This is a genomic window from Embleya australiensis, assembly GCF_051903075.1.
Classification (GTDB): Bacteria; Actinomycetota; Actinomycetes; order Streptomycetales; family Streptomycetaceae; genus Embleya.
This window is the reverse complement of sequence record NZ_CP182422.1, coordinates 2,456,402-2,478,776: the sequence shown is the minus strand read 5'-3', so window position 1 is coordinate 2,478,776 and position 22,375 is coordinate 2,456,402. Positions and strand designations below refer to the sequence as shown.

The 22,375-nt window shown below is 69.8% G+C and carries 28 protein-coding genes; 7 read left to right on the top strand and 21 right to left on the bottom strand.

The annotated features are described in order from the left end of the window. Positions 1-95: 95 nt before the first annotated feature. The 3 genes from ACMXN5_RS10345 to ACMXN5_RS10335 form a co-directional block, all read right to left on the bottom strand. On the bottom strand, positions 96-965 hold the full coding sequence (locus ACMXN5_RS10345; RefSeq protein WP_439677982.1) for a TIGR03936 family radical SAM-associated protein: 870 nt from the start codon (positions 963-965) through the stop codon (positions 96-98). 72 nt (positions 966-1,037) lie between these two features. After that, positions 1,038-1,853 (bottom strand): hypothetical protein, encoded by an 816-nt coding sequence (locus ACMXN5_RS10340; protein ID WP_439674983.1) that lies wholly within the window; start codon positions 1,851-1,853, stop codon positions 1,038-1,040. A 189-nt stretch (positions 1,854-2,042) separates the two neighbouring features. After that, positions 2,043-3,146, bottom strand: a complete 1,104-nt coding sequence (locus ACMXN5_RS10335) for a M48 family metallopeptidase (protein ID WP_439674982.1) — start codon at positions 3,144-3,146, stop codon at positions 2,043-2,045. Between the two features lie 160 nt (positions 3,147-3,306). Between ACMXN5_RS10335 and ACMXN5_RS10330 the strand changes: the two genes are divergently transcribed. Together ACMXN5_RS10330 and ACMXN5_RS10325 are read left to right on the top strand one after the other, a co-directional pair. Next, positions 3,307-3,456, top strand: a complete 150-nt coding sequence (locus ACMXN5_RS10330) for a hypothetical protein (protein ID WP_170222196.1) — start codon at positions 3,307-3,309, stop codon at positions 3,454-3,456. Between the two features lie 134 nt (positions 3,457-3,590). Next, positions 3,591-4,976: a TerD family protein gene (locus ACMXN5_RS10325; RefSeq protein ID WP_439674981.1), complete on the top strand. Its 1,386-nt coding sequence runs from the start codon at positions 3,591-3,593 to the stop codon at positions 4,974-4,976. A 92-nt stretch (positions 4,977-5,068) separates the two neighbouring features. Here ACMXN5_RS10325 and ACMXN5_RS10320 read toward each other — a convergent pair whose 3' ends face one another. From ACMXN5_RS10320 to ACMXN5_RS10235, 18 genes are all read right to left on the bottom strand, one after another. Then, positions 5,069-5,338: a hypothetical protein gene (locus tag ACMXN5_RS10320; RefSeq protein ID WP_439674980.1), complete on the bottom strand. Its 270-nt coding sequence runs from the start codon at positions 5,336-5,338 to the stop codon at positions 5,069-5,071. Continuing rightward, positions 5,335-5,643, bottom strand: a complete 309-nt coding sequence (locus ACMXN5_RS10315) for a hypothetical protein (RefSeq protein WP_439674979.1) — start codon at positions 5,641-5,643, stop codon at positions 5,335-5,337. The genes ACMXN5_RS10320 and ACMXN5_RS10315 overlap by 4 nt, the downstream gene beginning before the upstream one ends. An 11-nt stretch (positions 5,644-5,654) precedes the next feature. Beyond that, positions 5,655-6,437: a peptidoglycan-binding protein gene (locus ACMXN5_RS10310; RefSeq protein ID WP_439674978.1), complete on the bottom strand. Its 783-nt coding sequence runs from the start codon at positions 6,435-6,437 to the stop codon at positions 5,655-5,657. Positions 6,438-6,627: 190 nt separating this feature from the next. Then, positions 6,628-7,362: a hypothetical protein gene (locus ACMXN5_RS10305; RefSeq protein WP_439674977.1), complete on the bottom strand. Its 735-nt coding sequence runs from the start codon at positions 7,360-7,362 to the stop codon at positions 6,628-6,630. Beyond that, entirely contained in the window at positions 7,362-8,480 is a 1,119-nt protein-coding gene (locus ACMXN5_RS10300; RefSeq protein WP_439674976.1) for a hypothetical protein, read from the bottom strand. The genes ACMXN5_RS10305 and ACMXN5_RS10300 overlap by 1 nt, the downstream gene beginning before the upstream one ends. Then, a complete protein-coding gene (locus tag ACMXN5_RS10295; protein WP_439674975.1) occupies positions 8,477-9,559 on the bottom strand; it encodes a hypothetical protein in 1,083 nt (360 codons plus the stop codon). The genes ACMXN5_RS10300 and ACMXN5_RS10295 overlap by 4 nt, the downstream gene beginning before the upstream one ends. A gap of 40 nt (positions 9,560-9,599) precedes the next feature. Beyond that, on the bottom strand, positions 9,600-10,514 hold the full coding sequence (locus ACMXN5_RS10290; protein ID WP_439674974.1) for a phage distal tail protein: 915 nt from the start codon (positions 10,512-10,514) through the stop codon (positions 9,600-9,602). Then, complete coding sequence (locus tag ACMXN5_RS10285) at positions 10,511-11,587, bottom strand: hypothetical protein (protein ID WP_439674973.1); 1,077 nt, start codon at positions 11,585-11,587, stop codon at positions 10,511-10,513. Before ACMXN5_RS10285 ends, ACMXN5_RS10290 begins: the two co-directional genes overlap by 4 nt. Before the next feature lie 51 nt (positions 11,588-11,638). After that, the gene (locus ACMXN5_RS10280; protein WP_439674972.1) at positions 11,639-12,535 is read right to left on the bottom strand and encodes a phage distal tail protein; all 897 of its coding nucleotides are present in this window, start codon (positions 12,533-12,535) and stop codon (positions 11,639-11,641) included. Beyond that, the gene (locus ACMXN5_RS10275) at positions 12,532-13,671 is read right to left on the bottom strand and encodes a hypothetical protein (protein WP_439674971.1); all 1,140 of its coding nucleotides are present in this window, start codon (positions 13,669-13,671) and stop codon (positions 12,532-12,534) included. The genes ACMXN5_RS10280 and ACMXN5_RS10275 overlap by 4 nt, the downstream gene beginning before the upstream one ends. 57 nt (positions 13,672-13,728) lie before the next feature. After that, on the bottom strand, positions 13,729-14,433 hold the full coding sequence (locus ACMXN5_RS10270; protein WP_439674970.1) for a hypothetical protein: 705 nt from the start codon (positions 14,431-14,433) through the stop codon (positions 13,729-13,731). A 29-nt stretch (positions 14,434-14,462) separates the two neighbouring features. Next, positions 14,463-14,717 (bottom strand): hypothetical protein, encoded by a 255-nt coding sequence (locus tag ACMXN5_RS10265; protein ID WP_439674969.1) that lies wholly within the window; start codon positions 14,715-14,717, stop codon positions 14,463-14,465. 155 nt (positions 14,718-14,872) lie between these two features. Beyond that, positions 14,873-15,163 carry a hypothetical protein gene (locus tag ACMXN5_RS10260; protein WP_439674968.1) on the bottom strand — a complete coding sequence of 97 codons (291 nt, stop codon included), beginning with the start codon at positions 15,161-15,163 and terminating at the stop codon, positions 14,873-14,875. Positions 15,164-15,257: 94 nt separating this feature from the next. Then, positions 15,258-15,833 (bottom strand): phage tail protein, encoded by a 576-nt coding sequence (locus ACMXN5_RS10255; RefSeq protein ID WP_439674967.1) that lies wholly within the window; start codon positions 15,831-15,833, stop codon positions 15,258-15,260. An 87-nt stretch (positions 15,834-15,920) separates the two neighbouring features. Next, on the bottom strand, positions 15,921-16,328 hold the full coding sequence (locus ACMXN5_RS10250; RefSeq protein ID WP_439674966.1) for a hypothetical protein: 408 nt from the start codon (positions 16,326-16,328) through the stop codon (positions 15,921-15,923). Between the two features lie 271 nt (positions 16,329-16,599). Beyond that, positions 16,600-16,854 (bottom strand): hypothetical protein, encoded by a 255-nt coding sequence (locus tag ACMXN5_RS10245; RefSeq protein ID WP_439674965.1) that lies wholly within the window; start codon positions 16,852-16,854, stop codon positions 16,600-16,602. Next, positions 16,851-17,627, bottom strand: a complete 777-nt coding sequence (locus ACMXN5_RS10240; protein WP_439674964.1) for a hypothetical protein — start codon at positions 17,625-17,627, stop codon at positions 16,851-16,853. Before ACMXN5_RS10240 ends, ACMXN5_RS10245 begins: the two co-directional genes overlap by 4 nt. After that, on the bottom strand, positions 17,624-17,941 hold the full coding sequence (locus ACMXN5_RS10235; protein ID WP_439674963.1) for a WhiB family transcriptional regulator: 318 nt from the start codon (positions 17,939-17,941) through the stop codon (positions 17,624-17,626). The genes ACMXN5_RS10240 and ACMXN5_RS10235 overlap by 4 nt, the downstream gene beginning before the upstream one ends. Positions 17,942-18,207: 266 nt before the next feature. Here ACMXN5_RS10235 and ACMXN5_RS10230 point away from each other — a divergent pair, with 266 nt between their 5' ends. The 5 genes from ACMXN5_RS10230 to ACMXN5_RS10210 all read left to right on the top strand — a co-directional run bounded on the left by ACMXN5_RS10230 (position 18,208) and on the right by ACMXN5_RS10210 (position 22,337). Next, on the top strand, positions 18,208-18,654 hold the full coding sequence (locus tag ACMXN5_RS10230; protein WP_439674962.1) for a hypothetical protein: 447 nt from the start codon (positions 18,208-18,210) through the stop codon (positions 18,652-18,654). 175 nt (positions 18,655-18,829) lie between these two features. Further along, on the top strand, positions 18,830-19,183 hold the full coding sequence (locus ACMXN5_RS10225; RefSeq protein WP_439674961.1) for a hypothetical protein: 354 nt from the start codon (positions 18,830-18,832) through the stop codon (positions 19,181-19,183). A 105-nt stretch (positions 19,184-19,288) separates the two neighbouring features. Beyond that, positions 19,289-20,578, top strand: coding sequence for an extracellular solute-binding protein (locus ACMXN5_RS10220; protein ID WP_395789451.1), 1,290 nt, complete (start codon positions 19,289-19,291; stop codon positions 20,576-20,578). Further along, positions 20,575-21,507 (top strand): carbohydrate ABC transporter permease, encoded by a 933-nt coding sequence (locus ACMXN5_RS10215; RefSeq protein WP_439674960.1) that lies wholly within the window; start codon positions 20,575-20,577, stop codon positions 21,505-21,507. The genes ACMXN5_RS10220 and ACMXN5_RS10215 overlap by 4 nt, the downstream gene beginning before the upstream one ends. Beyond that, positions 21,504-22,337 (top strand): carbohydrate ABC transporter permease, encoded by an 834-nt coding sequence (locus ACMXN5_RS10210; protein ID WP_439674959.1) that lies wholly within the window; start codon positions 21,504-21,506, stop codon positions 22,335-22,337. Before ACMXN5_RS10215 ends, ACMXN5_RS10210 begins: the two co-directional genes overlap by 4 nt. Positions 22,338-22,375 lie beyond the last annotated feature (38 nt).

Sequence of the window (22,375 nt, the reverse complement as noted above, 5' to 3'; positions counted from 1 at the left end):
AGCTTCTCTCTCACTCGCCGGTCCCGGCCTTGCGGCCGTGATCCGGGCGATAAGTCTGTCGGAAATTCAAGCCTTGGGCCTCGTGTACCCGGTCGTCACCGATTCGAGGCTTCGACGACGGGTTCTGCACCGCCCTGCGGGCCGGTTCGGAGTTCCTCGTCCCCCTGCGAGGTGTGCTCCACCGCCGATGTCGCGCGGTCGGGCGCGAGCGGGTCGGTCACCGAAACGGTCGCGGCGTCGAGCGGCCCCTGCGCCAGGCGGGTGACCGCGGCGGCGGTGGGCGTCACAAGTTCGGCGACCGTGCGAAGACCGGACAGAACGTCGTCGGGTCGAACGGCGGGTGTGGTGTGCCGGACAACCAGTCGCAGTATCGCACAGGGTGCGGCACTACCCGCATCGACACCCTGGTGACCTGCGTCGTTCGCGTCGGGGGTGGTGACGGTCAGCGCGATCACCGCCTCCCGGGCGTCGAATGTGCGCATTCCGTTCTTGCTCATCCGCTGGACCTCGACGGTCTCGGCGGCCAGGAACGCGGTGACCGCGCGCTCGGCCTCCTCGCGAGCGACCCCGTCCAGGGCCAGCTCCCAGACCGACGCCTCCAGGCGCTCGGGGAGGTTGCCGCCCTGTGCCTCGACGATCTCGACGATGTCGAGACCGCTCGGCAGCGACGCGTCCAGCAGATCCCGCAGACGGGCGGGGTCACAGTGTGTGGCCACGCCGATCTCGAGATATTCGGCCTCGCTGGCGACGCCGGTGGGCGCCGCCCCCGCGTAGGACACCTTGGGGTGGGGGGTGAAACCGGCGGAGTAGGCCATCGGCACTTCCGCCCGACGCAGGGCCCGCTCGAACGCGCGCTGGAAATCCCGGTGGCTGGTGAACCGGAGGCGGCCGCGCTTGGTGTACCGGAGGCGCAGTCGCTGGACCGTCGGCGCGGGCGGCGGTCCCTCGGGCGTACGTCGTGCCAGTTTCGCTCAGTCCTTGACTCGAGATGGATGGGCAGAAGTCGGTCCAAGCCTACGGCCATGGGACGGGTCGGGTCAGCGCCCCCCGATTCCGAGGGCTCGGAGCACCTCTGACGTGGCCCTGCCGATCGGCCGGAGAATGGCCCGACCGACCCAGCGGCACGGCGCCACGACCAGAACCCGCCATACGGCGCGGATGGCCCTGCCGATCGGCGTGAGCACGTTGCGCCAGGCCCAGGCCACCGGCAGCACCACCAGATGCCGCCACACCACCGCGATGCCGCGACCGATCGGAACCAGCACCGCGCGCCACAACCAGGACAGCGGCCGGACGATCAGGAAGTTGAGCACCGCCGTGGAGACGTCCCACGCGAACCGCAGGGCGAGCAGCGTCGCGCGCCCGATCGGCCGTAGTACGTGCCGCCACAACCAGGCGCCGGGCACGAGCAGGAGGTAGCGGAACAGGAAGGCGAGGGGTCGGTAGATCAGCCGGGTGAACACCCATGCGAGGGCGTTGGCGAGCGGGACGAGGATGTAACGGCCGACGAAGCTCAGCACCGGGTACAGGAACCAGTCCCACAGCAGCTTCTTCAGCCCCCGCAGGATCGGACGCAGGAACCAGTCCCAGAACAGGAACTTGATCCCCCTGCCGATCAGCCGCACCAACTCCCACAGCAGGCGCAGCGGGACCACGATGATCAGCGCGATGATCCGGGCGGGCCAGCGGACCACCGTGAACAGGCAACCCTCGCCCGGCTCGGGGCCGGTGCGCGGCGGGTACGCGTGGTCCGCGTGTTGTTGCCAGGCCGGTGGCTCCGGCCGGCCCGGTGGCGGATTCTCGCGGGACGGCTGCCACGGCACCCGATCCGGTTGCTCCCCGTTTGCAGTCACCCGGGAAGATTAGTGGTCCCGCCTCCGGCGGGGAGGCGGGACCGGCATTGCTGCTTTATGTGACCATCCGACTACTTGACCGTGGTGCCTGTCGGTGTGGCCTGTGTGGCGCCTGCGCCTATATATAGGGAGAGCGAGCCGCTTCATGCGGGTCACTCCCTCGGCCCCGAGCCCGGCCCCGCCCTCGGGTCACTCCGCCTTCTTCCCTCCGGGCGACGGTGGCGTGTGATCGTCGGGCGGCGTGCCACCGTCCGGCGTCGCCCCCGGCTCGTCGCGGCGGCCGGTGAACCGGTCCCGGAGCTTGCCGCCCGCGTCCACCGCGCCGTCGGCGAGGTCGCGCAGCAGCCCGAACAGCGGGTCCGTGGTGGTGCGTGCGGACTCGCGGTAGGCGTTCGCCGAGGCCTTGACCTCCTCGCGCACCGACGCGTTCGGGTCGTACTCGCGACGCGGATACTCACCGGCCAGAATCCGCCGATAGTCGTCCCCGTCCGCCCACTTGCGCAGTTCGGCGACCCGGACCACCGGGAACGGGTGGGAACGCCCGAGCAGGTTCATCAACTTGAGCACGCTGTCGCGCAGGTCGCCGGCGCCCTCGTACTCGGCGGCCTGCTCCAGGAACGCGTCGGTGCTCATCTCGTGCAGCTGCGAGCCGCCCGCGACCTTCATCAGCGCGCGCATCGACACCTCGGGGTCCTGGCCGACCAGCAGGCCCGCCCGGTCGCAGGACAGCTCCGACTTGCGGAACCACTCCTGCAACGCGGTGATGATCGCGTGCACGCCGATCGTGCCCAGAGGGATCCCGGACAGCGCGGCGGCGAACCGGGTCAGGACCAGCAACATCGTGCGGTATACCGCGTGTCCGGACAGGATGTGCCCGACCTCGTGCCCGATGACCGTGCGCATCTCGTCGTCGTCGAGCAGTTCGACCAGACCCGAGGTGACCACGATGAACGGCTTGTCCATGCCGATCGCCATGGCGTTCGGCTGCGGGTCCTGGGTGACGAACAGCTCCGGCACGGTGGGCAGATCGAGGATGTACGCCGACTCGCGGGCCATCTCGTGCAGGCGGTGGAACTGCTGCTCGCCCGCCCGGACCGAACCCGCCAGGAAGGCGAGTCGGATCGCCCGCTCGGACACCAGACCCGACATCTGTTTGAGCACGAGATCGAAACCGCTCAGCCGGCGCATCGCCACCAGCGCGGCGCGATCGGAGGGGTGTTCGTAGGCCCGGGAGGAGATCCCGGGGAATCGTCGGCGACCCTCGAACGGTCCGATCGTCTTGTCGTCCGGCATGCTGCGCCCCCTAGCCTCGAGCAATCCGCCCCCCACCCTAGGCACATCCGACGTCCGAGGCCGAGGGTCGTCCCCGGAACCTGGCCGCGCGCCTCACCCTCCGCGCCCGTACGATGTCGTCCGCACACGTCGGCAAAAACTACGCAAGGGCTGACCACGGATGACCCAGCACGCCACGACCGTCCTCACCACGCTGGCCAACGAGAGCGGCAAGCACGAGAACCTGAACGCGCTGGGTGCCGGCATCGGTGCGCTGGCCACGCTGCTCATCCTGCTGTTCGTCGTGACGCGCTTCAACAAGGACCGCTGAGCCTCGGTCCGAACCCGGACGGCCGCGTCCGGTTCGTCGAACCTCCCTGTCCACGCCGGGTGCCCCGTTGCCGCCCGGCGCTTCGTCATGCGCGTTAAGGTGACGCCAGGTCAGGGGAGGCCGGGGAGGGCTCGATGCGCACATTCGCCATGGGCGAGAAGACGAGGCTGGACGATTCGGCCATCAGGGTGGAGTTCGACGTGTCGGGCGAGGGCCTGGCCGCGTACTGCTTCAGCCTCGGGACGGCGGATCTGGACGTGGTCTGTACCGCCCGGCCCGCGTCGCTGACGAGCGCGGTCGCGCTCGTGGCCGGCGGGACCGGGATCGCCGAGTTCCATGTGGACCTGTCCGCCGTGGACGACGCGGTGGACCGGCTGGTGTTCGCGATCGGCGCGCAGGCGCCGGGGTTCGGCGCGGGGTCGCAGCTGCGCCTGCTCGGCGCCGACGACGAGATCGGCCGATTCGTACTGCCGGTGGGCGAGTTGACCCGGGAGCGTGCGCTGATCCTGGCCGAGGTCTACCGGCGGGACGGGTGGCGGTTCGGCGCGGTGGGACAGGGCTACGAGGCGGGCCTGGACCAGTTGGTGCGGGACCTGGGCGCGGAGCCCGACCAGGCACTGTTCACGGCCGCGGTGATGGCGGACCCGGTGGTACCGGACACGGCGGCGCACGCCGACCCGGCACCGGAAGCGGCCGAGGGGTCCGAGGCCGAGGCCGAGCCCGCGGCCGACGCGCCGGAACCCGCCCGGGTGTCCGAGACGAAGCCCGAGGCCGAATCCGTGATCGACCCCGAGCCGGCACCGGAGCCCGACGCCGAACCCGCGCCGGAGCCCGAGATCGGGTCCGACGCCGAACCCGCGCCGGCCGTCTCGGCCGACATCGTGGCCGAACCGCCGCTCCCAGCCGAGCAGTTGCCGGAACCGGAAGTCGCGCCCGCGCTCGACCCCGCCGACGCCGGCCCCCTCTCGCCCCGCCCCGCGCCCGCCGTCGAGTACGAGGGCCGCGGCGACCGGGTCCTCTCCATCGAGCGCCCCGTCGACGCCGGCCCGTTCCTGGTCGAGCTGGAGTCCCGGGGCACCGAGAACTTCGTGGTCTGGACGCTGGGCGCCGACCTGGAGACGGACAAGCTCCTGGCCAACACGATCGGCGCGCACCGGAGCCGGGCCCTGGTGGACGAGCGCGGCACCCGTACCTCGCGCCTGAAGATCGAGGCCGACGGCGCGTGGACCGTGCGACTGCTTACCCCCGAGGCCGCCCGGCCGCTCACCGACCGACTGGAGGGCACCGGCCCCGAGACGGTGCGCTGGGCCGGCCCGCGCACGGTGGTCGCGATGACGCACGCCGGCGGCAGCAACTTCATCGTCGGCACCTTCACCGAACACGGCGACGACGAGGCGTATCTCGGCACCCTGGCCAACGTGATCGGCGACTACGAGGGCGAGTCGATCCTGCCCAAGGGCCCCTGCCTGATCGAGATAGAAGCCGACGGTGCCTGGACGCTGACCACGATCCCCGACTGACCCCGCGCCACCCGAACGCGCGAAAGCCCGGGCCGCCCGCCTCGGTCCGTACCGAGAGGGGCGACCCGGGACACGCGCGGTCGCCCGCCCGCTCAGCCCTTGCCGGACGCCTGCCACAACGCGATGCCCAGCCCGGCCAGGCCGCTCATCGCCGCCAGTGACGGCAGCGGCCACCGGGCGCGCTCCAGAGCGGCGATGCGATCATCGTGCTCCGCGACGACCTTGTCGGTCTGGTCCGCGCGCTGGAGCAGCAGCGCCAGGTCGCCGCGCGTGGTGGCGAAACCGACATCCACGCTGCGCCGCAGTTCCACCAGTTCGAGCGCGACCGTGGCGCCGCCGTCACCTGTTTGATGGACTGTCACAAAACCTCCCGAGGGCCGGTGCTCGTGCCCGCCTCGGGGGCGGCCGGAAGCGGAACCGGACCGGACGGTGGATCCGGATCCGGGCCCGGACGTCGATCGTGCAGCCGCAACCAGCCCGGCAACAACGTGTCGACCACCGGCAGCGCCATCACGCGCGTCACCCCGCTCGCCACCGCGAGGAACACCGCGACGCCCGCCGTGTGTTCGGGAATGCCGGCGGCGGCCACCAGCAGCGGTGCCGCCGCCGCGAGCGCGACCGCGCCCTGGACGAGGGTGCGCAGGGTCCGGGTCGTCGATTCCTTCATGGGGTGCCCTTTCAGCTCCACAGCCGGCGCCAGGTTTCCGGCCCGGGGTATCCGTCGGCGTCCGAGCCGGTCCAGCCCTGGGCGTGCTGGAAGTCGGCCACGTTGCGACGGGTGTATTCGGTGAAGACCGGACCCGGCTGGTAGCCGTCGCCGTCGTTGTACCTGGTGAAGCCCTTGGCGATCAGTCGCTGGTCGAGTTCGGTCACGGCCGGGTTCGCGACGTCGAGCCGGAAGGCCGTACGCCCCGGAAAGGACGGCACACCCCCGGTCGGCGGCGGCACGTCCCCGCCCGGTCGCGGCGCGCCCTGACGCACCCAGGCGTAGAGCGGACCACCGGGGCAGTCGGTGGCGTAGCCGTCCCGGTGCCCGCGGATCTCGTCGCCGGCCGGACCTTCCGCGCGGCAGTACTCGATCGCGTCGCGCAGCCCGTGCAACTGCGCGTCGGTGGGCGTGGTCGAACCGGACGAGCCGACCAGCGCGCAGACCGCGTAGTGCCGCTCGTTGAGCGAGGTGGTGCCGTTCGCCGAGTTGCGGCGCCGGAGCCCGCGCCCCTCGAATACGTAGCCGTGCTCGCAGACGACGAAGCTGTAGCCGATGTCGGACCAGCCGTTGCCGTCCATGTGCGACTCCTGGAGGCGCCGCACGTACCCGGCGCAGGTGTCGTGCTCGCCGAAGGTGTACGGCGTGCCCAGGTAGTGCACCTTGACGCCCAGTCGGGAAGCGCCGTAAGGGGTGGCCCCGTTGGGGGTGCGATAGGAGGTGGCGCCCCATTGGGCGCGGGGGACGAGGTGCATGGTGCCCTCCTCGGGGCAACGAAAGACCCGCGGCACGGGGCCGCGGGTCGGGAGAGGGAGCGTGGATCGGTCAGGGCGCCGGGGCGGGTTCCTGCCGTGGCGGCTCGGGATTCGGCGGTGCCGGCGGCATGGGCAGCAGGGGTGTCGTCGATCGGGGCAGGAGGGGCGGGTGTTCGGACACGATGTGCTCCTAGGTCATGGTTTCGTGGGTCCACGCACCGACGATGGCGGCGCGGATCGCACCGGTGCCGCCGCTCATCCGTCCGACGAGTTCGACGCCGACCTCGGAGAGGTGGTCCCCGGGGAGGTCGAACGGTCCGAACCGGTGCACACCCACCCCGTATCCGACGGCTGTCGCCGACCCCTGTGGTGTCCCGTTGAGCCGGAGCCGGAGTTCGCCGCGCGTACCGTTGGTGTCCGTGGACGCCTGGGCAACGACGGTGATCTGCGGTTGCTGCTTGTACAACAGTCCGGTCATCAGTGCCTTTTCCTCGGTTCCCGCGACGAACGGCCACCGTTCCCAACCGCCGCCGAGCGCGGGGTGCATCGGGACCGGGAGGTAGGGTCGGCCCAGACCCTCCGTCGTGGTCTTGATCACGTGGTGTTTCTTCGAGTCGAAGAGCACGAGGTCCTGCGGGGTGGGGCCGCCGGTGAACAGTGCCAGGGCGACCGAGCCGTCCTCGCGCCACATGAGGGTGCCGCGCTGTTCCGTTCCGTCCACGTGGTCCGGGGTGATCTTGCCGGACCAGAAGATCCCGTCGTGAACGCCGCCGGCGACCATCAACCGGCCGCCCGGGCCGATGGTGAAGTCCCCGTCGAACAGCTTGTTCATCGCCGGTCGGATGTTCGCCCGCCCGGCCAACTCGCGCACCTGGTTCTCCAGCGTGCGTAGTCGGTCCAGCAGATCCTGTGGAATCGCCGCCATCAGGAGACCTCGCCTTTCGGTTCTTCCTCCAGGAACAGCCGGGCCGTCTCGGCCTGCCCCCGATCGGGCGGAGTGACGGCCATGCCGACCACGCGGTAGCGGCGGTCGAATCCGTCGGGATGCCACACATCGCGTATCCGCAGCCTGACCCGGGCGCCGAGCAGGGCCGGGGTGATGCGACCGTCGAGCCGAATGGTGACCTCCGGGATCGTGTGTTGGGTCCAGGCCCGATTCAGGTCGGCGACCGCGTGTGCCTCCAGGACCACGGGGTTCTCCACGGTCGAGTGATCCGACGAGCCGTCCAGTCGGGGCCAGCCGACGTCCGTGCCGTCCGGGACGGCGTGCAGCGCGGACATCTGCGGGTAGGAGACCTCGGCCTGGTTCTCGTTGAGGGAGGCGCCTCGCGACTGCCAGTGGGTGGCCCGTCCGGTGCCGTCCTCGGGATAGCTGTACGACAGCACGGACCCGGGGAAGTCCAGCACGATGTCGGCGGCGCCGGCGACGATGCGGGGATGGCCGAGCTGCAACTCCTTGACCCGGCGTCCCGAGACCGGATCGCGGTAGCTCGCCATCCGCCACTCGAACCCGTCGTCCATCTCCGAGAACTGGGTGATCAGTTCGCCGATCCGGGGCAGGTCGTGATGGTCCACCCTGATGTCCCGGCGCACTCCGCTGAGCTTGGACCAGTCCAGCACGATGTCGAGATGGCCGCCCGCCTGGGTTTGCGCGTAGGTGACGACGTCGCGGACGATGTCGAACTGGTCGCGATCGGTGAAGGTCAGCGTCTCGAAGACGATGCGGTGGTCGAGGTAGCTGTCCCACGTGGCCGCCTGGATCTCCAGGCCGGCCGGCGCGCCGCGCGAGGGTCCGGCGCGGGTGGCGGTCCACACGATGCCGCCCCACCAGATGTCCCCGTCGCGCTCCAGCCAGACGGCGGTCCGGGCCGGGATCACCTTCAGCGCCCGGGCGGCGAGTTCCGCGTTCGGGATCGGGATGGTTCCGGACAGGGATCCGGGCTTGCCGATGTAGTCGTCGAACGTCAGGCCGGTCAACGGCAGGGCATCGATGACCTGATCGGAGCGCAGATCGCAGAACACGGCCCGGTAGGTGGGGCTCACGAGGCGGCCTCGTAGGCGAACGAGACGCTCAGGAAGTCGTCCGTCCTGGGCCCGTTCGGGAAGGGTACGTCGCCCAGGTTGCCCCATACGAAGCCGTGGTTGTCCTTTTGGACGTACAGCTCGTTCGAGGCGATCACGATCTGGGCGGCGCCGGTGTACGCCGCGACCCCGCTGCGGAAGGCGCTGGCGGAGCCGGCCACGAAGTCGCGCGTCTCGGGGGCGGCGAAGGGCGCGATCGGCAATTTCCAGAACCACCCGGCGGCGCCGGTGCCGCCGTTTGTCGTGCTGCCGACGAGCATGCGCACGGTGCCGATCACGGTGCGGCCGATCCGGGCGTAGCGCATCTTCAGCTTGCCGTTGCCGATGGCCGCGGTGCCCTCGGTGGCGCGCCAGGCGGGGGTGACCTCGGTCCAGGCGCCCCACGTGCTCGGGGCGAGCGCGCCCGGCAGGTCGAACTCCTGCCAGGCGGTGCCGGTCCAGTACTGGAGTCGGCCGGCGGTCAGGCGGACCTGGCCGACGTGGCCGCCGTCGGAGAGGTCGTTGGCGGCGGGCAGGATGCCGCCGACGGCCACGGTGTACGTGCGCAGATCGTCCAGGGCGCCGGCCCAGCCGATCCCGCCGGTGCCCGCGGAGGTCTTCGCCGGGACCCGGACCCGCCACAGCGGCAGGGTCGTCGCCGGTACGGCCGGCGCCGTCGGGGCGGCGGCCGGGGTGCCCTTGAGGATCTCCACGGTCGCGCCGGTGACGACCGAGGCGTCGTACACCTTGTCCTTGACCCGCAGCACGACCAGGTCGATCCGACCGAACTGCGCGTCGCCGTCGGCGAAGGTCAAGGTCTCGGGCTCGGTCAGGGCCACGGGGTAGGCGCCCTGGAGGGCGGTTCCCTGGACGATCGCGCGACCGGGGGTGAGCCGCAGCTGCATCGCCGAGACGCCGCTCGCGGCGAAGGGGGTGCCGCCGGGCACGATCCCGGGTCGACTGGTCAGCGCATCGGCGGGGGTCATCGTGCCGAGCGGGGCGAGGCGGGTGTCCTCACGGGTCTGGCCGTTTTCGAGCAGCCAGGCACTGCGTACTGTCATCGAGGTCTCCGGGTGTGAGGGGAGGAAGGTGGGGCGGGTGTCACCAGTGCGCGGTACGCCAGCGCAACTCGGCGCGCGCGCCCGGACCGCCGGAGACGGCCCGGAAGGAGAGCAGCGTGTCGCCGGGGTCGAGGGTGAACAGTTCCTCGGGCGTGCTGCCCGAGTCGGCGGTCTCCTTGCGCGAGGCCGTGCCGTTCAGGAGCACCGATCCGTCGGACGTGTCGACGCTGAGTTCGTCCCCGTCCGCGAGCTCGATGTCGTAGGACAGCGCGAAACCGCCGACCGGGTGGCGCAGGCTCGGCCGATCGCACGGTCCGCGGAAGGTGATTCGCGGCGCGATCGGGGCGCTGCCCCGGTGGGTCACCGTCAGATCTCCGGTGGAGCCCGCCTTGCCCCAGACCAGGGGCCAACTCAGCGGCCAGGTCAGCCCGTTCTCGCGGCTGGGTAGCGCGGTGCTCAGGAAGCCCTGCTCGGGTTCGTAGCGGCGCGGGTCGGTGGCCTGCCACTGGATGGTGGCCTTGGCGACGCCCTGCCCGGCGAACTGCCGGTCCGTCGGGACCACCCGCTGCAGGACCCGGGCCTTGCAGGCGAGCGTTTCGCCGTGCAGGCGCACGGCCAGCCACTGCTCGCGGTGTTCCACGGCGGTGACCTGCCGCAGCGCCCGGACGTGGTCGCGGATCGCGGCGGCGTCCGCGTCGGCGTCGGGCAGCACCCACACCTGCGCGGTGACGGTGCGCGGTTGGGCCCACAGGGCACCCGGCCACGAGCCGTGGCCGGCCGGGCGGACGGCGTCGCCCGCGTCGAGAGCGGGCAACTCCTCCCAGCCGCCGATGCCTTCGCTCGCGATCCGAAACGGTGTACCCGGGCCCAACAGCAGGCCGGCCCACTGCACCTGGCCATCGCCGGTGATCAGTGAGCCGGGCAAGATCTCGGCGCTGTCGGCGACGATGCTCATGCCGACCCCGCCAAGGTTGCGATCTTCCAGACGGAGACCTCGCCGGAGTTCAGCGCGTAGCCGCCGCCTCCGCCGTGCGCGCGAAACTCCATGAAGGTGCCGGGGGTCCTGATCAGCACCGTGCCGGACGCAACGCTCGTCGAGTTGCCCGAACTGCCGCGGATCGTATTGGCCGTCACGCCCGGTCCCTCGGGAGTGAGCAGGGTCCAGACGCGCCCTTCGTTGGCACCCATGGCGCCGGGCCAGTTCCACTGTCCGGCGACCGCGTAGATGCCGGTGGAGGGGAAGACGATCCGAGTCGGTTGCGCGGGCGACCACATCGCGGCGCCCGCGGCGTTGTACGCGACGATCCGCGCCCAGGGCAGCGTGATCTCGGCGTTGGCCGGCATGACCGGTTTGTCGGTCACATCCAGCCGCACGAAAGGTGGCTCCGGGACCTGGTACGCGACCCAACCACCGGTGGTCCAGCGCTCCAACACGCCGGCGTTGTCGCGGTATTGGCCCACGTACGCCCCTTTCGCGGCGTCCGAGGTGGGCAGGATGCCGCCGAGACCGACGGTGTATCGGCGCTTGGAGGTGACGGCGGTCTCCCACGCGATGCCCCCCGTCCCCGCGGACACACCGGCGGGGACGGCCACCTGGTAGAGCACCTCGCACGTCTTGGGAGCGGCCGGCGGCACGGGGTTGACGGCCGGGGTGCCGGCGATCACGTCCAGGACACCCTCGGTGCGCCCGGAGGCGTCGTAGGTGTGGTCGAAGACGCGCAGCACCACGAGGTCGATTCGGGGCAACAGCGGGTCGCCGTTGCCGAAGGCGAGATCGGTGTCGGCGTCGAGGGTGACCGCGTAGCCGCCCTGAGCGGCGGCGTGTTCGCCGCGGATCCAGGCCTGGCCGGCCGAGATGCGCGCGCTCATCGGTGTGCTTCGGGCCAGGTTCAATCCGCCGGGCACACAGCCGCCTCGGGCCGAGATGGGGAGCAGCGGCTCGGGGGACATCGAGACACCGGCGGCGAGCCGGTGATCCTCCGCCGTCATGCCGCTGGTGAGGCGTCCTGTGCGTACACGTACTGCCATGTGTCCTCCGTGGGTTGTGGTGGCACGACCGTTCGCGATGGACGGTCGGACCTAGAGGAAGGCCGAGCGCCAGACGACGTCGAGGCGCGCGGCGGGCTGATCGTCCGCGCCGCGGAAGTCGATCCGGTTGTCCCCCGGGACGAGCGCCCACGACTGTTCGGGAGTGCTGCGGGAGGTGGCGGTGTGCAACCGCGAGGAGTCGTCGTCGGCGAGTACGACGGTGCCCTCGCCGGTGTCGACGGCCAGCCGTTCGCCGGGGCCCAGGACCAGGTCGTATTCCAGCGCCAGGCCGGTGGTGCGATTGACGATCCGCGGTTGGCGGATCGGCCCGGTGACCGTGAGCGTGGCCCGCGCGGGGGTGTTGCCGGAGTTGACCGCCAGGGCGGACCCGGTGACGGTGGTCCCGCTGTAGACGAGGGGATACGTCAGCGGGTAGGTCATGCCCGCGCCGCGTCGGGGCAACTCGGCCGAGGCCGACTGCTCGACCTGCTCGTAGCGGTGCGGATCGGCGCAGATCCACTGCACCGCGGCCTTGGCGACGTTGCCGGCGACCAGTTGGCGGTCGGCCGGGAGCACACGTTGGTGAAGGCGAGCCTTGACCACGTTGGTGCGGCCGTGCACGCGGACCGCCAGCCATCGCTCGTCCCGGCCGGGGGCGGTGGCCAGCGCGAACTCGTCGAGCAGCCGGGCGGTTTCGCCTCGATCGTCGCCGAGCAGCCAGATGCCGGCGCCGACCACGCGCGGCTGCGCCCAGCGCGCCCCCGGCCAGGAACCGTGTTGCGCGGGCCGAAGGGCGTCGGAGGCGTCCATTTCGGGCAGGTCGAACCAGCCGGTCAACCCCTCCGCGGTGATCGGGAACGGCGTCCGCGCCCCGAGCAACAACTCGCCCCACTGCACTTGGCCGTCGGCGGTGATCAGCGCTCCCGGAGCCACACCGGTCGTGCTCATCCGCGCGCCTTCGCCAAGAACATCAACTGCTCGGCCGTCTGCCGCGCGCTACCACTGTTCGACTCGAAGTAATTCTCGATATGAAACCCGCCGCGGCCGTTCGTGCCCGTGCCGAGGTACTTGTCCAGCTTGCTGAGCGGGATCACCGCCTCGGCCTCGCCGGCCTCGCCCAGGATCGCGGCGGTGCCGCCGGGCCTCGGACGCACGATGCCGCCCTTGGCCATCATCGGCATCTCGGGCAGGTTGATGCCGAACTCCTTGCCGCCGATGCCGGGGACCCAGTTGGGGATCGAGAAGTGGATCTTGTTGACGCCCCGGATCACCCAGTTGATGCCACTGAGCCACGCGTTGACGGGACCGCGCAGGATGCCCATCAGACCCTCGATGACGGGCCTGATGCCGTCGCGGATGCCCTCCCACGCCTTGACCACCGCGGTCTTGCACCTGTCCGCGACGGCACCGAGGCCGCCGAAGTGCTCGATGAGGGGTACGACCAGCGAAATGATCAGGCCGAACGCGCTGGCCTTCATCGCACCGTTGAGGCCCTTCTGCGCGCCTTCGGCCATTCCGAGACCACCGCTGAGCTCGGAGAAGAGCTGCTTGCCGACGCCGGCACCCTTGCCCGCCTTGCCGACGGACTTCTCGACCCCGTCGGCTTCGGAGCCCACCTTGCCGAGCGCCTTCTTGGTCTCGTGCGATTGCTTCTCCAGGTTGTTCAACTCACCCTTGAAGCCGTCGGACCCCTTCTTGGCCTTGGCGAACGCACCGTCCGCCTGCCCGGACTGGGTCTTCGCCTGCGAAATCCCCGAACCGGCCTGACTGCCGGCGGTCTTCAGCTTCTGTACGGAGCCGGCCAGCCCGTCGGCGGACGACTTGAACTTCCCGAAGACGGTGTTCGTCTGGTTGGCGCCGTTCCTGACCTGAGTCATGCCCTGGTTGGCTTGCGCGGCGTTGTTCTTGATTCGGGACAGCGAAGTTCCGGCATTGTTGGCGGACCGCGGAATTCCTTTGATTGCGGAATCCGCCTGAGCGCCGGCCTTCTGGAAACGGGTGATCGCGGTGCTCGATTGCTCCGCGCTTCTTCGGAACTTACCGAAAGAGGACGCCGCCGCGTTCAGCGATTTGATGAGTGGCATATGAATTCCCGGCCTTCCGAATTTGCGGAGAGGGATCGAGGAGGTGCTGATCCGGCATTATTGGATGCCGAGAGTATTGATGAGTCCGGATAGTTCCTTGTTGAGTCGATTGACGTCGCGTATGCTTGTCGACAAGCTATTGTCATAGCCCTTCTTACGAGGCTTCTCTCCGATTCTGTCAGAGATCATCTTCTGTTTATTTTTCTCGTTCTTGATGGCGTTGACCTTATTGGTTTTGGCGCCTTCCAGTCGTCCGACCGCCTTTCGTAGAGTGTCGAGATCCTTCGTCAGCTTCCCTTCCGCGGCGGTGACTTCTCCCACCCTGCTGCGCCGCCCGGCACGGGGAAGTGCCTCGACTTCCTTCCGGAGGTTGCGCAGTGCCGTCTCGTCCTTGTCGATTTGTCGGACCAGATCGTTGACCTTCTTTTGTTCTTTCGCGATTTTGTTGTCCATCATGTGCTCGACGTTTGCGCTATCGAAGGAGAAGTAATTTCGCCCTCGGTAGGTGAAACCCTTTTCGTCGATCTTGAACAGCGAATAGTCGATCTTGATCGGCTGGATGCCGACGGTGACCCCGGTGAGTCCGACGGACAGCACGGTCAAGGCGCCCTTGATGAAATCGACGTCGCCCTTCAATGCCGTGAACGAGGTGGACAGCGTCTGCGCGACCTGCTTGTGCTGCTTGTACTCGTCCTCGGTGATGAACCAGGACAGGACGGGTATGCCGACCGGGTCCTTGGCTTTGTCGGTGGGAGTGCTCATTTTTTCGATCCCACTTCCTGGGACTTGAGTTACCGCGAGAAGAATGAGGCGAGGATGCCGGGGTCCACTGCCGACGTTTCCTCTCGAGGCTGTTCCGCGAGAGCCGACGACGCCGCGTCCGCAACGGGTCTCGGCGTCGGCACCGGGAAAGGTGAGCCTTCGCTTTCCTCGCTCTTGTGGACCGTTTCGAACATCCAGTTCGCGACCGCGAGGTGGTCCACGGCGTTGGCCAGCAGGTGGTCCGTCAGGGACCAGTCGGCGGCTTCGCCGTGCAGCTCGCGCAATACCGCCGAGTCGCCGGCGGGGAGGTGGCGGATCAGGGTTGCGAGGCGGCGGGACGACAGGGTGCCTCGGTGCCAGTCGAGGAGGTCGGTGCCGTAGTGGCGCAGGAGGTCGGCTTCGAGGGCCTCGGCGTGTTCGTCGACGAACGCAGCGAGGCTCAGCCTTCCCCCAGGCCCATCCCCGTTTCGCCGCCGTAGGCGCCCAGGATCGCCGCGACGTCCTGCATCGTGACGTCCTCGTCGGCGAAGCGCGCGTATTGCTCCTCGCCGAGGAGGAGGGCGAGCAGGCCGTCGATGTCGTTGTCGTCGAGGGCTTGGAGCGCCTTCAGCTGCTTGCGCGGCAGTTCGGTCGGAAGGGTGTAGGCGTGGTCGCCGATCTCGAACCGCCACTGGCGGCCGAGGGCCTCCAGGCGCTGGGCACGGGCGGCGTTGACGTCGAATCCGGACATGGATGCTCCTGGGAATGAGGGCCGGGATACGGGTGGGCGGGCCGCGGGGCGCCGGGAGGGGAGAGGGTCCCGGCGCCCCGCAGGCGGGTCGGACCTAGGCGGTGGCGTACGAGGGGTCCGTCATCAGGAGCGTGGCCAGCGGCGCGGTGTCGTCCTTGGCCAGCGCGGTGAAGGTGACCCCGAGCTTGATCGCCGCCGTGCGGGTCAGCGCCAGCTCGTCGGTCTCGGTGACCTGGCCGCGGTGGATGACGAACCGGTACTTGATCGCGTCGCCGTCGGCGAACTCGATGCCGAGCATGCGTTCGTCGATCTTCGGGGTCGAGCCGACCTCGTACTTGTAGACCTTCGAGCCGGCCGCGGTCTCGGTGACGTGGTCGCCGCCGAAGAAGAACGGCAGCGTGTCCTCGTTGAGCTGCATCAGCGCGAACTTCAGCGTGAGGTCGCGGTCCGAGTAGACGAACCGGGCCGCGCTCACCGACTGCCAGGTGTCCACCGGGTCGATCTTGTCCTTCTTGGTGAACTTGATGCCGTCGGTCGAGGTGTAACCCAGATCGACCCAACTCGCGCCCCAACCGGCGGTGGTGTCGGCGGGGACGGTGCTGCCGAGCTTGGCGACCAGGACGCGCCCGGTGCCGGCGACGCGGATCTCGTTCGGGTTCAGACCAGACATATCGATTGCCTCCGGATATGAGGAAGGCCCCTCACGGTGAGGGGCCCAGGAAGTGGAACGAAGCGGTACGGACGGGGGGTTCGAGCGTCAGGCCCGGCGGAGCGAGAGTCGGATGGTGCTCAGGTAGCGGTTGCCCGACGGGTGGTTGTAGTCGGGCAGCCATCGCGGCCCGTCCGCCTCCACCACGTCCGTCACGACCGTGCCGGCGAGCACGAGTGCGCGGAGCTGGTGCAGGCAGGTACGGGCGGCCAGCGCGATGCCGTGTGCGGCGGTCTTGGTCGGCCCGTACACCTCGATGTCGACCAGCGGCGTGTCCAGGCGCTGATCGTCGATCCAGGCGCCGCCGACCCGGGAGACCAGGACGGCGGGTTGCGTGCCGTCGAAGCCCGGCGGCGGCCGGTTGTCGACCTTGGTACCCGCGAGCTCCGGGCGGTTCTCGAGGTAGTCGACGAGGAGTCGTTCGACATCGGGGAAGACGATCGGTGGATCGCTCACATGGGTGCTCCTTCCGGTGTGGTGGACAGCGTGGGATCCCCGAACGGGGGTCGCGTGCGGGCCCGGGCACACGGGCGGCCCCGGAGGGGAGAGGGGGGCGGCCCGGCGGGCGGGGCCCGCACGCGAAAGCGGCGGAAGCCCGGCCCGTCGTCTCGGGCACAGCTCCGCCGCTGCTCCAAGTGTGATCGGCCCCCGTCGATCCCGCAACTCGCCTCCCGGGGCATGCGAACGGCCCCGTGGATGAGGCATCCACGGGGCCGGACAAGGGAGTTCACAAAGCGGTGGGCAATCGACGCCCGGGTGGGCCGCCGGGCGCGTGCCGGCCGAGGCGGGCCGCGCGTTCGGCGGCGAACACGTCCTCCATGCGGAACAGCAGGGTGCGACCGGCCTTGCCGGCGGGCGTGAGATGACCCAACTGCACCCACTTGCGAATCGTCGCCGGCACCACGCCCGCCTCGATCGCCGCCATCGCCGTGGTCAACATCGCCGAAGCGGGCAGCGCCAGTCGACGCAGCAGGGCGCTCATGGAGAGACCGCCCCGTCGAACGCCGACCGGACGGCCTCGTCGTCCCCGGCCGCGTCGCCGCGCCGCACCCACTCCTCCTCGGTCCACTGATGCCGATACGCCTCGTCGTCCCGGCAGACGCACTCGGACAGCGCACAGCGGCAACCCGGATTCACGCACAACACCACCCCGACGAACGGAGCCACACGCAGCGACACCGACGCGCAGAACGGGCAACGGCCGGGTATCCGCACCAGCGACTCGACCTCACCCAGCGCGCCGAGGCAACGGCGTGCCATCCGACGGGCTTCGTCGGCCACATGCCGTGCCAGTACCGGGTGTTCGGCGATCCGGTCCAGCAGTCGCGGCAGCCGCTCCAGCCGAACCGGCACCGAGGCGCCGCGCGCCCGCGGCAGGCCGAGCTTCGCGTGGACGGCGTCCTCCAGTTCGAGCACGCCGTCGGTGATGTCGCGGATGGTGTCCGAGACATAGAGGTTCACCGGCGCGGCCATCGGCGCCGTACCGGACAACCCGCGCCGCTCGTTCCAGTACGCGCCGGCCCGGTCGGCGAGCACTCGAGCGGCCTGTCGCTCCAGCGCGGCGGCCCCCGGCGGGGCGCCACCGGTGCTTTCGGGCCCGCGTTTGCTCGCCGGCAACTCGTGGGCCAGGCTGGGGAATCGTTCCCGCAGCACGGTCAGGAACCGACGTGCGCGCACGGTGTCCCGGCGGGCCGCGCGATTGGGGTTCGGCACCGTCAACGCGGCGGCGTCGGTGTGGGCCAGGGAGATGTTCACGACTGCTCCTCGATGGTGTCTTTCCCGGAACGAGCCTCGACCTCACGGCCGTTGCGCCACAGGCGGCCACCGCTGACACCGTCGAACCAGGTGCGCTCGGGGTCGACGACGGCGAGACAGCGCGTGCGTACCGGACAGCGGGTACACGCGGCCAGCGCCGGCCGGGCGGCGTTGCGGTCGGTACCCAGAACGGCCTGTTCCGGTAGATCGATACAGGCGGCGGACAATCGCCAGTTCCGGCCCTCCTCGCCCGATTCGGGCATCGGGGCGGGTGTGCGGGCGGTCGACGCGTCGGTTCTTCTGCGTATGGACATGGCGCTCCTGACGGCGTGTTCGGGGGAACCTGCAAGCCGCGGTGTGACGCGCCAAAACGCTAGGTGATTGCGTGCGCGCCCGCAACAAAGCTGTTCGGGGGATTGCCCGATCCTTCTTCTTTGCCTAAAAATCCCGTTCGGTTGGGACGAGTTGGCGGCACTCTGCGGCGTTCGGTGCTGTTGTAGGTACGTTGCGCATGCGCGCGTCTCGTTGGTTGATGCGTATGCGCGCGTTATTCTCGGCGCGTCCGGAGGGGAGAGCCGACATGGATGAGAGGGACATCGAGTCCTTCGCGCACTGGATCGAGGATCTGATGCGCGCCCGCGGATACGACATCGAGAGCCCCCGAGGAGGAGGCAGAACCAGACTTGCCGCCGACGCCGGCGTGCACCGCGCCGCGATCACGCGGCTGTTGCAGCGAAAGAGCGTGCCCGACATCGCGACCATGCGTGCCCTGGCCCCGGCGCTGGGCGTGGGCATGCGCGACATGCTGATCCATTCCGGGCGAATGGCGGAGGAAGACCTTCCCGTACCAACGGGACCGTCGGCGCGTCCGCGTAGAGTGACCGCCGGGAGCATGTCTGCTGCCGAGGCGGCGGAACTGCTGGGGGTACCGGAGCACAACCGCGCGATGTTCGTCGCCATGACGGAGATGATGGTGCGCGACGCCGAGGTTCGGCCCCAGGCCGGACGGAGGACTGCCGGAGGATAGGTGACGAGTGGGGGCGGATCGCGGTGGGCGCCCGTGGATCCGTGCGAGGGCGGAGCACCATGGCGGATCAGTGGTTGTCGTGGCGGACAGGAGCGCGAGGGCTCGAACCATCGCCCCGTCCCTGCTCCGGCCGTAAGCGCCGGTCCGGCGAGGCGACATGACGCCCCATCAGGACTTGCTCGTCGAGGAGCTGCGCGAAGCGCTCGACGGCCGAGTCGCGCCCATGGTTTTGGCGGGTGTGCTCGCCGATCTCAAGGAGAGCCTCCGCCCCTTTCTCGAAGAGGCGTACGCGGAAGGCTTCAACGACGGTTGGCGAGAGGGCGTCGCGACCGGCGAGGGCTCCGCCGAGCCGGGGCCTTCACCCGGCCCGAACCCTTCGTTACCGCACCTGGAACTCATCGTTCCCTCCGCCGCCGAGATGCGGAACCTGCCCGCGTCGGACCACTTTTCCGGTCGAGCCGAGCACGGGGTGGGTGGGCGCCGCTCGCCGCGGCGGCGGCAGCGCGCCGCCGAGGCCGACGGCGAATGACGCTCGGCCGTGCCCGCGCCGCTCGCGCCTCCCGCGACACGCCACCATTCGAGGGAGTTGTCGGGATGAGCGTCGGTTCCTTGATCTGCTGATCAGGTGAACCACATGCCTCGTCGTCACGGGCTCCTGGCCGTCGCGCTCGCGTTGGTCGCCTCCGTCGTCGTCGGGTGCGGGGGCGGCGGTTCGGGGCCGCCCGAGCTGAACTGGTACGTACCGCCGGACAACGGGGCCTATCAAAAGCTCGCCGACCGGTGCAGCCGGGCGTCCGGCGGCGCCTATCGGGTCAAGGTCTCGGTGCTGCCCACCGACGCGTCCGGACAGCGCGAGCAATTGGTGCGCCGGCTCGCCGCCAAGGACTCGTCGATCGACGTGATGGCGCTCGACCCCGTCTTCGTACCGGAGTTCGCCGAGGCGCGCTTCCTGCGCCCGTTCACGGCGGCCGAGGCCGCGACGCTGACCGACGGCATGCTGAGCAGCGCGGTGGAGTCCGCGGGGTGGCGGGGCCGACTGGTCGCCGCGCCGTTCCGGGCCAACACCCAACTCCTTTGGTACCGCAAGTCGGTGGCTGCCGAGGCCGGACTCGACCTCACCCGGCCGATCGGCTGGGACGACCTGATCACCGCCGCGGAGAAGACGCACAAGACCGTCGCGGTGCCCGCCAAGCGCTACGAGGGCCTGACCGTGTGGGTCAACGGCCTGGTCACCGGCGCCGGCGGGGCGATCGTGCGGGACGTGGAGAAGGGCGTCGACCTGAAGCCCACACTGCGCGAGGGCGGCGCGGGCAAGCGGGCCGCCGAGGTGATGCGCCGCCTCGGCCGCTCCTCCGCCGCGCCGGCCAACCTGGCCACCTCGATCGAGGACGACACCCGGACCGTGTTCCAGTCCGGCTCCGGCGGCTTCATGATCAACTGGACATACGCCCGCGGCGCCGCGGCCGAGGCGGTCGCCGGCGGCCAACTCTCGCGCGAGGTGCTGGACGACTACGGCTGGGCACGCTACCCGCAGACCGACCCGGACAAGCCGTCCAAGCCGCCGTTCGGCGGGATCTCACTGGGCGTCAGCCGCTACGGCAAACACGCCGCCGAGGCGGTGAGCGCGGTGCGCTGCGCGGGCACCCTGGAGAACCAGATCACCTACATGCTGGAGTCGAAGGAGACCACGGCCAAGGCCGCCGCCTACGACGATCCGGGCGTACGCGCGGCGTTGCCGATGGCGGATCTGATCAAGGAGTCCCTCGACCAGGCCGGCCCGCGTCCGCGAACGCCCTACTACAACGACGTCTCCGCGTCGGTGCAGCGCGAGTACCACCCGCCCGCCGACGTCGACCCGAACTCCGCCCCCCGCGCCACCGACGACCTCATCACCGGGGTCCTGCACGACAAGGTGCTGCTGTGAGCACGGCATCCGCGACCCGCACCGCGCCTCGGCACAGGAAGCCCCGGAAGCAGCTCGACCACGCCCAGCGCATGCGCCGCACCGGATGGCTGCTGTCCGCGCCCGCCGTGCTGATCATGCTCGCGGTCGCGATCGCGCCGCTGGTCGACGCCGCGTGGCTCTCGCTCTTCCACAAGCGGCTGACCACGCCCGACGCCAACTCGTTCGCGGGTCTGTCGAACTACTGGGTGGTGCTCAAGGACCCGCTGTGGTGGACCGACGTGTGGACCACCCTCGCGCTGACCGTGCTCACTGTCTCGGTCGAGTTCGTGATCGGCTTCGGGCTCGCCCAACTGATGCAGCGTGCCCTGTACCTGCGCCGCACGCTGCGCACCATCGTGCTGGTCCCGTACGGCATCGTCACGGTCGTCTCCGCCTACGCCTGGCGCTACGCGTTCGACCCGTCCACCGGGTTCGTCAACGACTGGCTGGGCACCGACGTCGCCTGGTTCGACCACCGCTGGACCGCGCTGTTCGTGATCGCCCTCTCGGAGATCTGGAAGACCACGCCGTTCATGTCGCTGCTGCTGCTCGGTGGGCTGATCCAGGTCTCCCCGGACGTGCACGAGGCCGCGCGGGTGGACGGCGCGGGGCCGTGGCAGCGGCTCACCCGGGTCACCCTGCCGATCATGAAGCAGGCGATCCTGGTCGCGCTGCTGTTCCGGACCATGGACGCGTTCCGCATCTTCGACTCGGTCTTCGTGATGACCGGCGGCGCCAACGACACCGAGACGGTGTCCTTCCTGGCCTACCGCCAACTGGTCAGCCGCACGGCCCTGGGCCTGGGTTCGGCGATCTCGGTACTGCTGTTCGCCTGTGTGCTGCTGATCGCGTTCCTGTTCATCAAGCTCTTCCGTACCGACGTGAGCAAGCTCGGGAGCCCCGCGTGAGTCAGCCAAGCCCGGCCCGCGAGGGTGTACGCACCCTGGTCAGCGTCGTGGTGATCGGGATCACCATGCTCCCGCTGGCCTGGATGCTCTCGCTGTCCTTCAAGGGCGGCGACGACATCAACAACGCGCAGTTCCTGCCCAAGACCTGGAGCCTGGACAACTACCGCACGGTCTTTCGCAACGACCTCTTCACCGACGCGCTGCGCAACTCGATCGGCATCTCGCTGATGGCCACCACGATCGCGGTCGCCTGCGCCACCGGCACCGCGTACGCGATCGTGCGGATGGAGTTCCCCGGCAAGCGGCTGATCCTGCTCGGCGCGCTGGCGATCGCGATGTTCCCGACCATCGCGGTGGTCGGTCCGCTGTTCGACATGTGGCGCTCGATCGGCCTGTTCGACACCTGGATCGGGCTGATCCTGCCCTACCTGTCGTTCACCATGCCGCTGTCGATCTGGACGCTGACCTCGTTCTTCAAGCAGATCCCGTGGGCCCTGGAGGACGCCGCGCGGATCGACGGCGCCTCCGCGTGGCAGGCGTTTCGCTACGTGATCGCGCCGATGGCGGTGCCGGCCGTGGTGACCACCGCGATCCTGGTGTTCTTCTTCGCCTGGAACGACTTCGTCTTCTCGGTGTCGCTGACCTCGACCAACAAATCCCGTACCGTGCCCGCCGCGCTGGCCTTCTTCACCGGTGCCTCGCAGTTCCAGCAGCCCACCGCCGCGATCGCGGCGGCCTCCGTCGTGGTGAGCATTCCGGTGATCGTCCTGGTGCTCGTCTTCCAGAAGCGGATCGTCGCGGGGATCACCTCGGGGGCGGTCAAGGAGTAGGGGCGCGCGCTCGGGGAGCGCGGAACGATAGATTCTCG

Excerpts from the sequence above, each read along its gene's own strand:
- ACMXN5_RS10220 (WP_395789451.1), top strand. The coding sequence starts at position 19,289 with ATGCCTCGTCGTCACGGGCTCCTGGCCGTCGCGCTCGCGTTGGTCGCC.
- ACMXN5_RS10315 (WP_439674979.1), bottom strand. The coding sequence starts at position 5,643 with ATGAAGGAATCGACGACCCGGACCCTGCGCACCCTCGTCCAGGGCGCG.
- ACMXN5_RS10325 (WP_439674981.1), top strand. The coding sequence starts at position 3,591 with ATGCGCACATTCGCCATGGGCGAGAAGACGAGGCTGGACGATTCGGCC.
- ACMXN5_RS10310 (WP_439674978.1), bottom strand. The coding sequence starts at position 6,437 with ATGCACCTCGTCCCCCGCGCCCAATGGGGCGCCACCTCCTATCGCACC.
- ACMXN5_RS10245 (WP_439674965.1), bottom strand. The coding sequence starts at position 16,854 with ATGAGCGCCCTGCTGCGTCGACTGGCGCTGCCCGCTTCGGCGATGTTG.
- ACMXN5_RS10290 (WP_439674974.1), bottom strand. The coding sequence starts at position 10,514 with ATGAGCATCGTCGCCGACAGCGCCGAGATCTTGCCCGGCTCACTGATC.
- ACMXN5_RS10255 (WP_439674967.1), bottom strand. The coding sequence starts at position 15,833 with ATGTCTGGTCTGAACCCGAACGAGATCCGCGTCGCCGGCACCGGGCGC.
- ACMXN5_RS10295 (WP_439674975.1), bottom strand. The coding sequence starts at position 9,559 with ATGACAGTACGCAGTGCCTGGCTGCTCGAAAACGGCCAGACCCGTGAG.
- ACMXN5_RS10275 (WP_439674971.1), bottom strand. The coding sequence starts at position 13,671 with ATGCCACTCATCAAATCGCTGAACGCGGCGGCGTCCTCTTTCGGTAAG.
- ACMXN5_RS10330 (WP_170222196.1), top strand. The coding sequence starts at position 3,307 with ATGACCCAGCACGCCACGACCGTCCTCACCACGCTGGCCAACGAGAGC.
- ACMXN5_RS10260 (WP_439674968.1), bottom strand. The coding sequence starts at position 15,163 with ATGTCCGGATTCGACGTCAACGCCGCCCGTGCCCAGCGCCTGGAGGCC.
- ACMXN5_RS10335 (WP_439674982.1), bottom strand. The coding sequence starts at position 3,146 with ATGCCGGACGACAAGACGATCGGACCGTTCGAGGGTCGCCGACGATTC.
- ACMXN5_RS10285 (WP_439674973.1), bottom strand. The coding sequence starts at position 11,587 with ATGGCAGTACGTGTACGCACAGGACGCCTCACCAGCGGCATGACGGCG.
- ACMXN5_RS10235 (WP_439674963.1), bottom strand. The coding sequence starts at position 17,941 with ATGTCCATACGCAGAAGAACCGACGCGTCGACCGCCCGCACACCCGCC.
- ACMXN5_RS10230 (WP_439674962.1), top strand. The coding sequence starts at position 18,208 with ATGGATGAGAGGGACATCGAGTCCTTCGCGCACTGGATCGAGGATCTG.
- ACMXN5_RS10270 (WP_439674970.1), bottom strand. The coding sequence starts at position 14,433 with ATGAGCACTCCCACCGACAAAGCCAAGGACCCGGTCGGCATACCCGTC.
- ACMXN5_RS10305 (WP_439674977.1), bottom strand. The coding sequence starts at position 7,362 with ATGGCGGCGATTCCACAGGATCTGCTGGACCGACTACGCACGCTGGAG.
- ACMXN5_RS10280 (WP_439674972.1), bottom strand. The coding sequence starts at position 12,535 with ATGAGCACGACCGGTGTGGCTCCGGGAGCGCTGATCACCGCCGACGGC.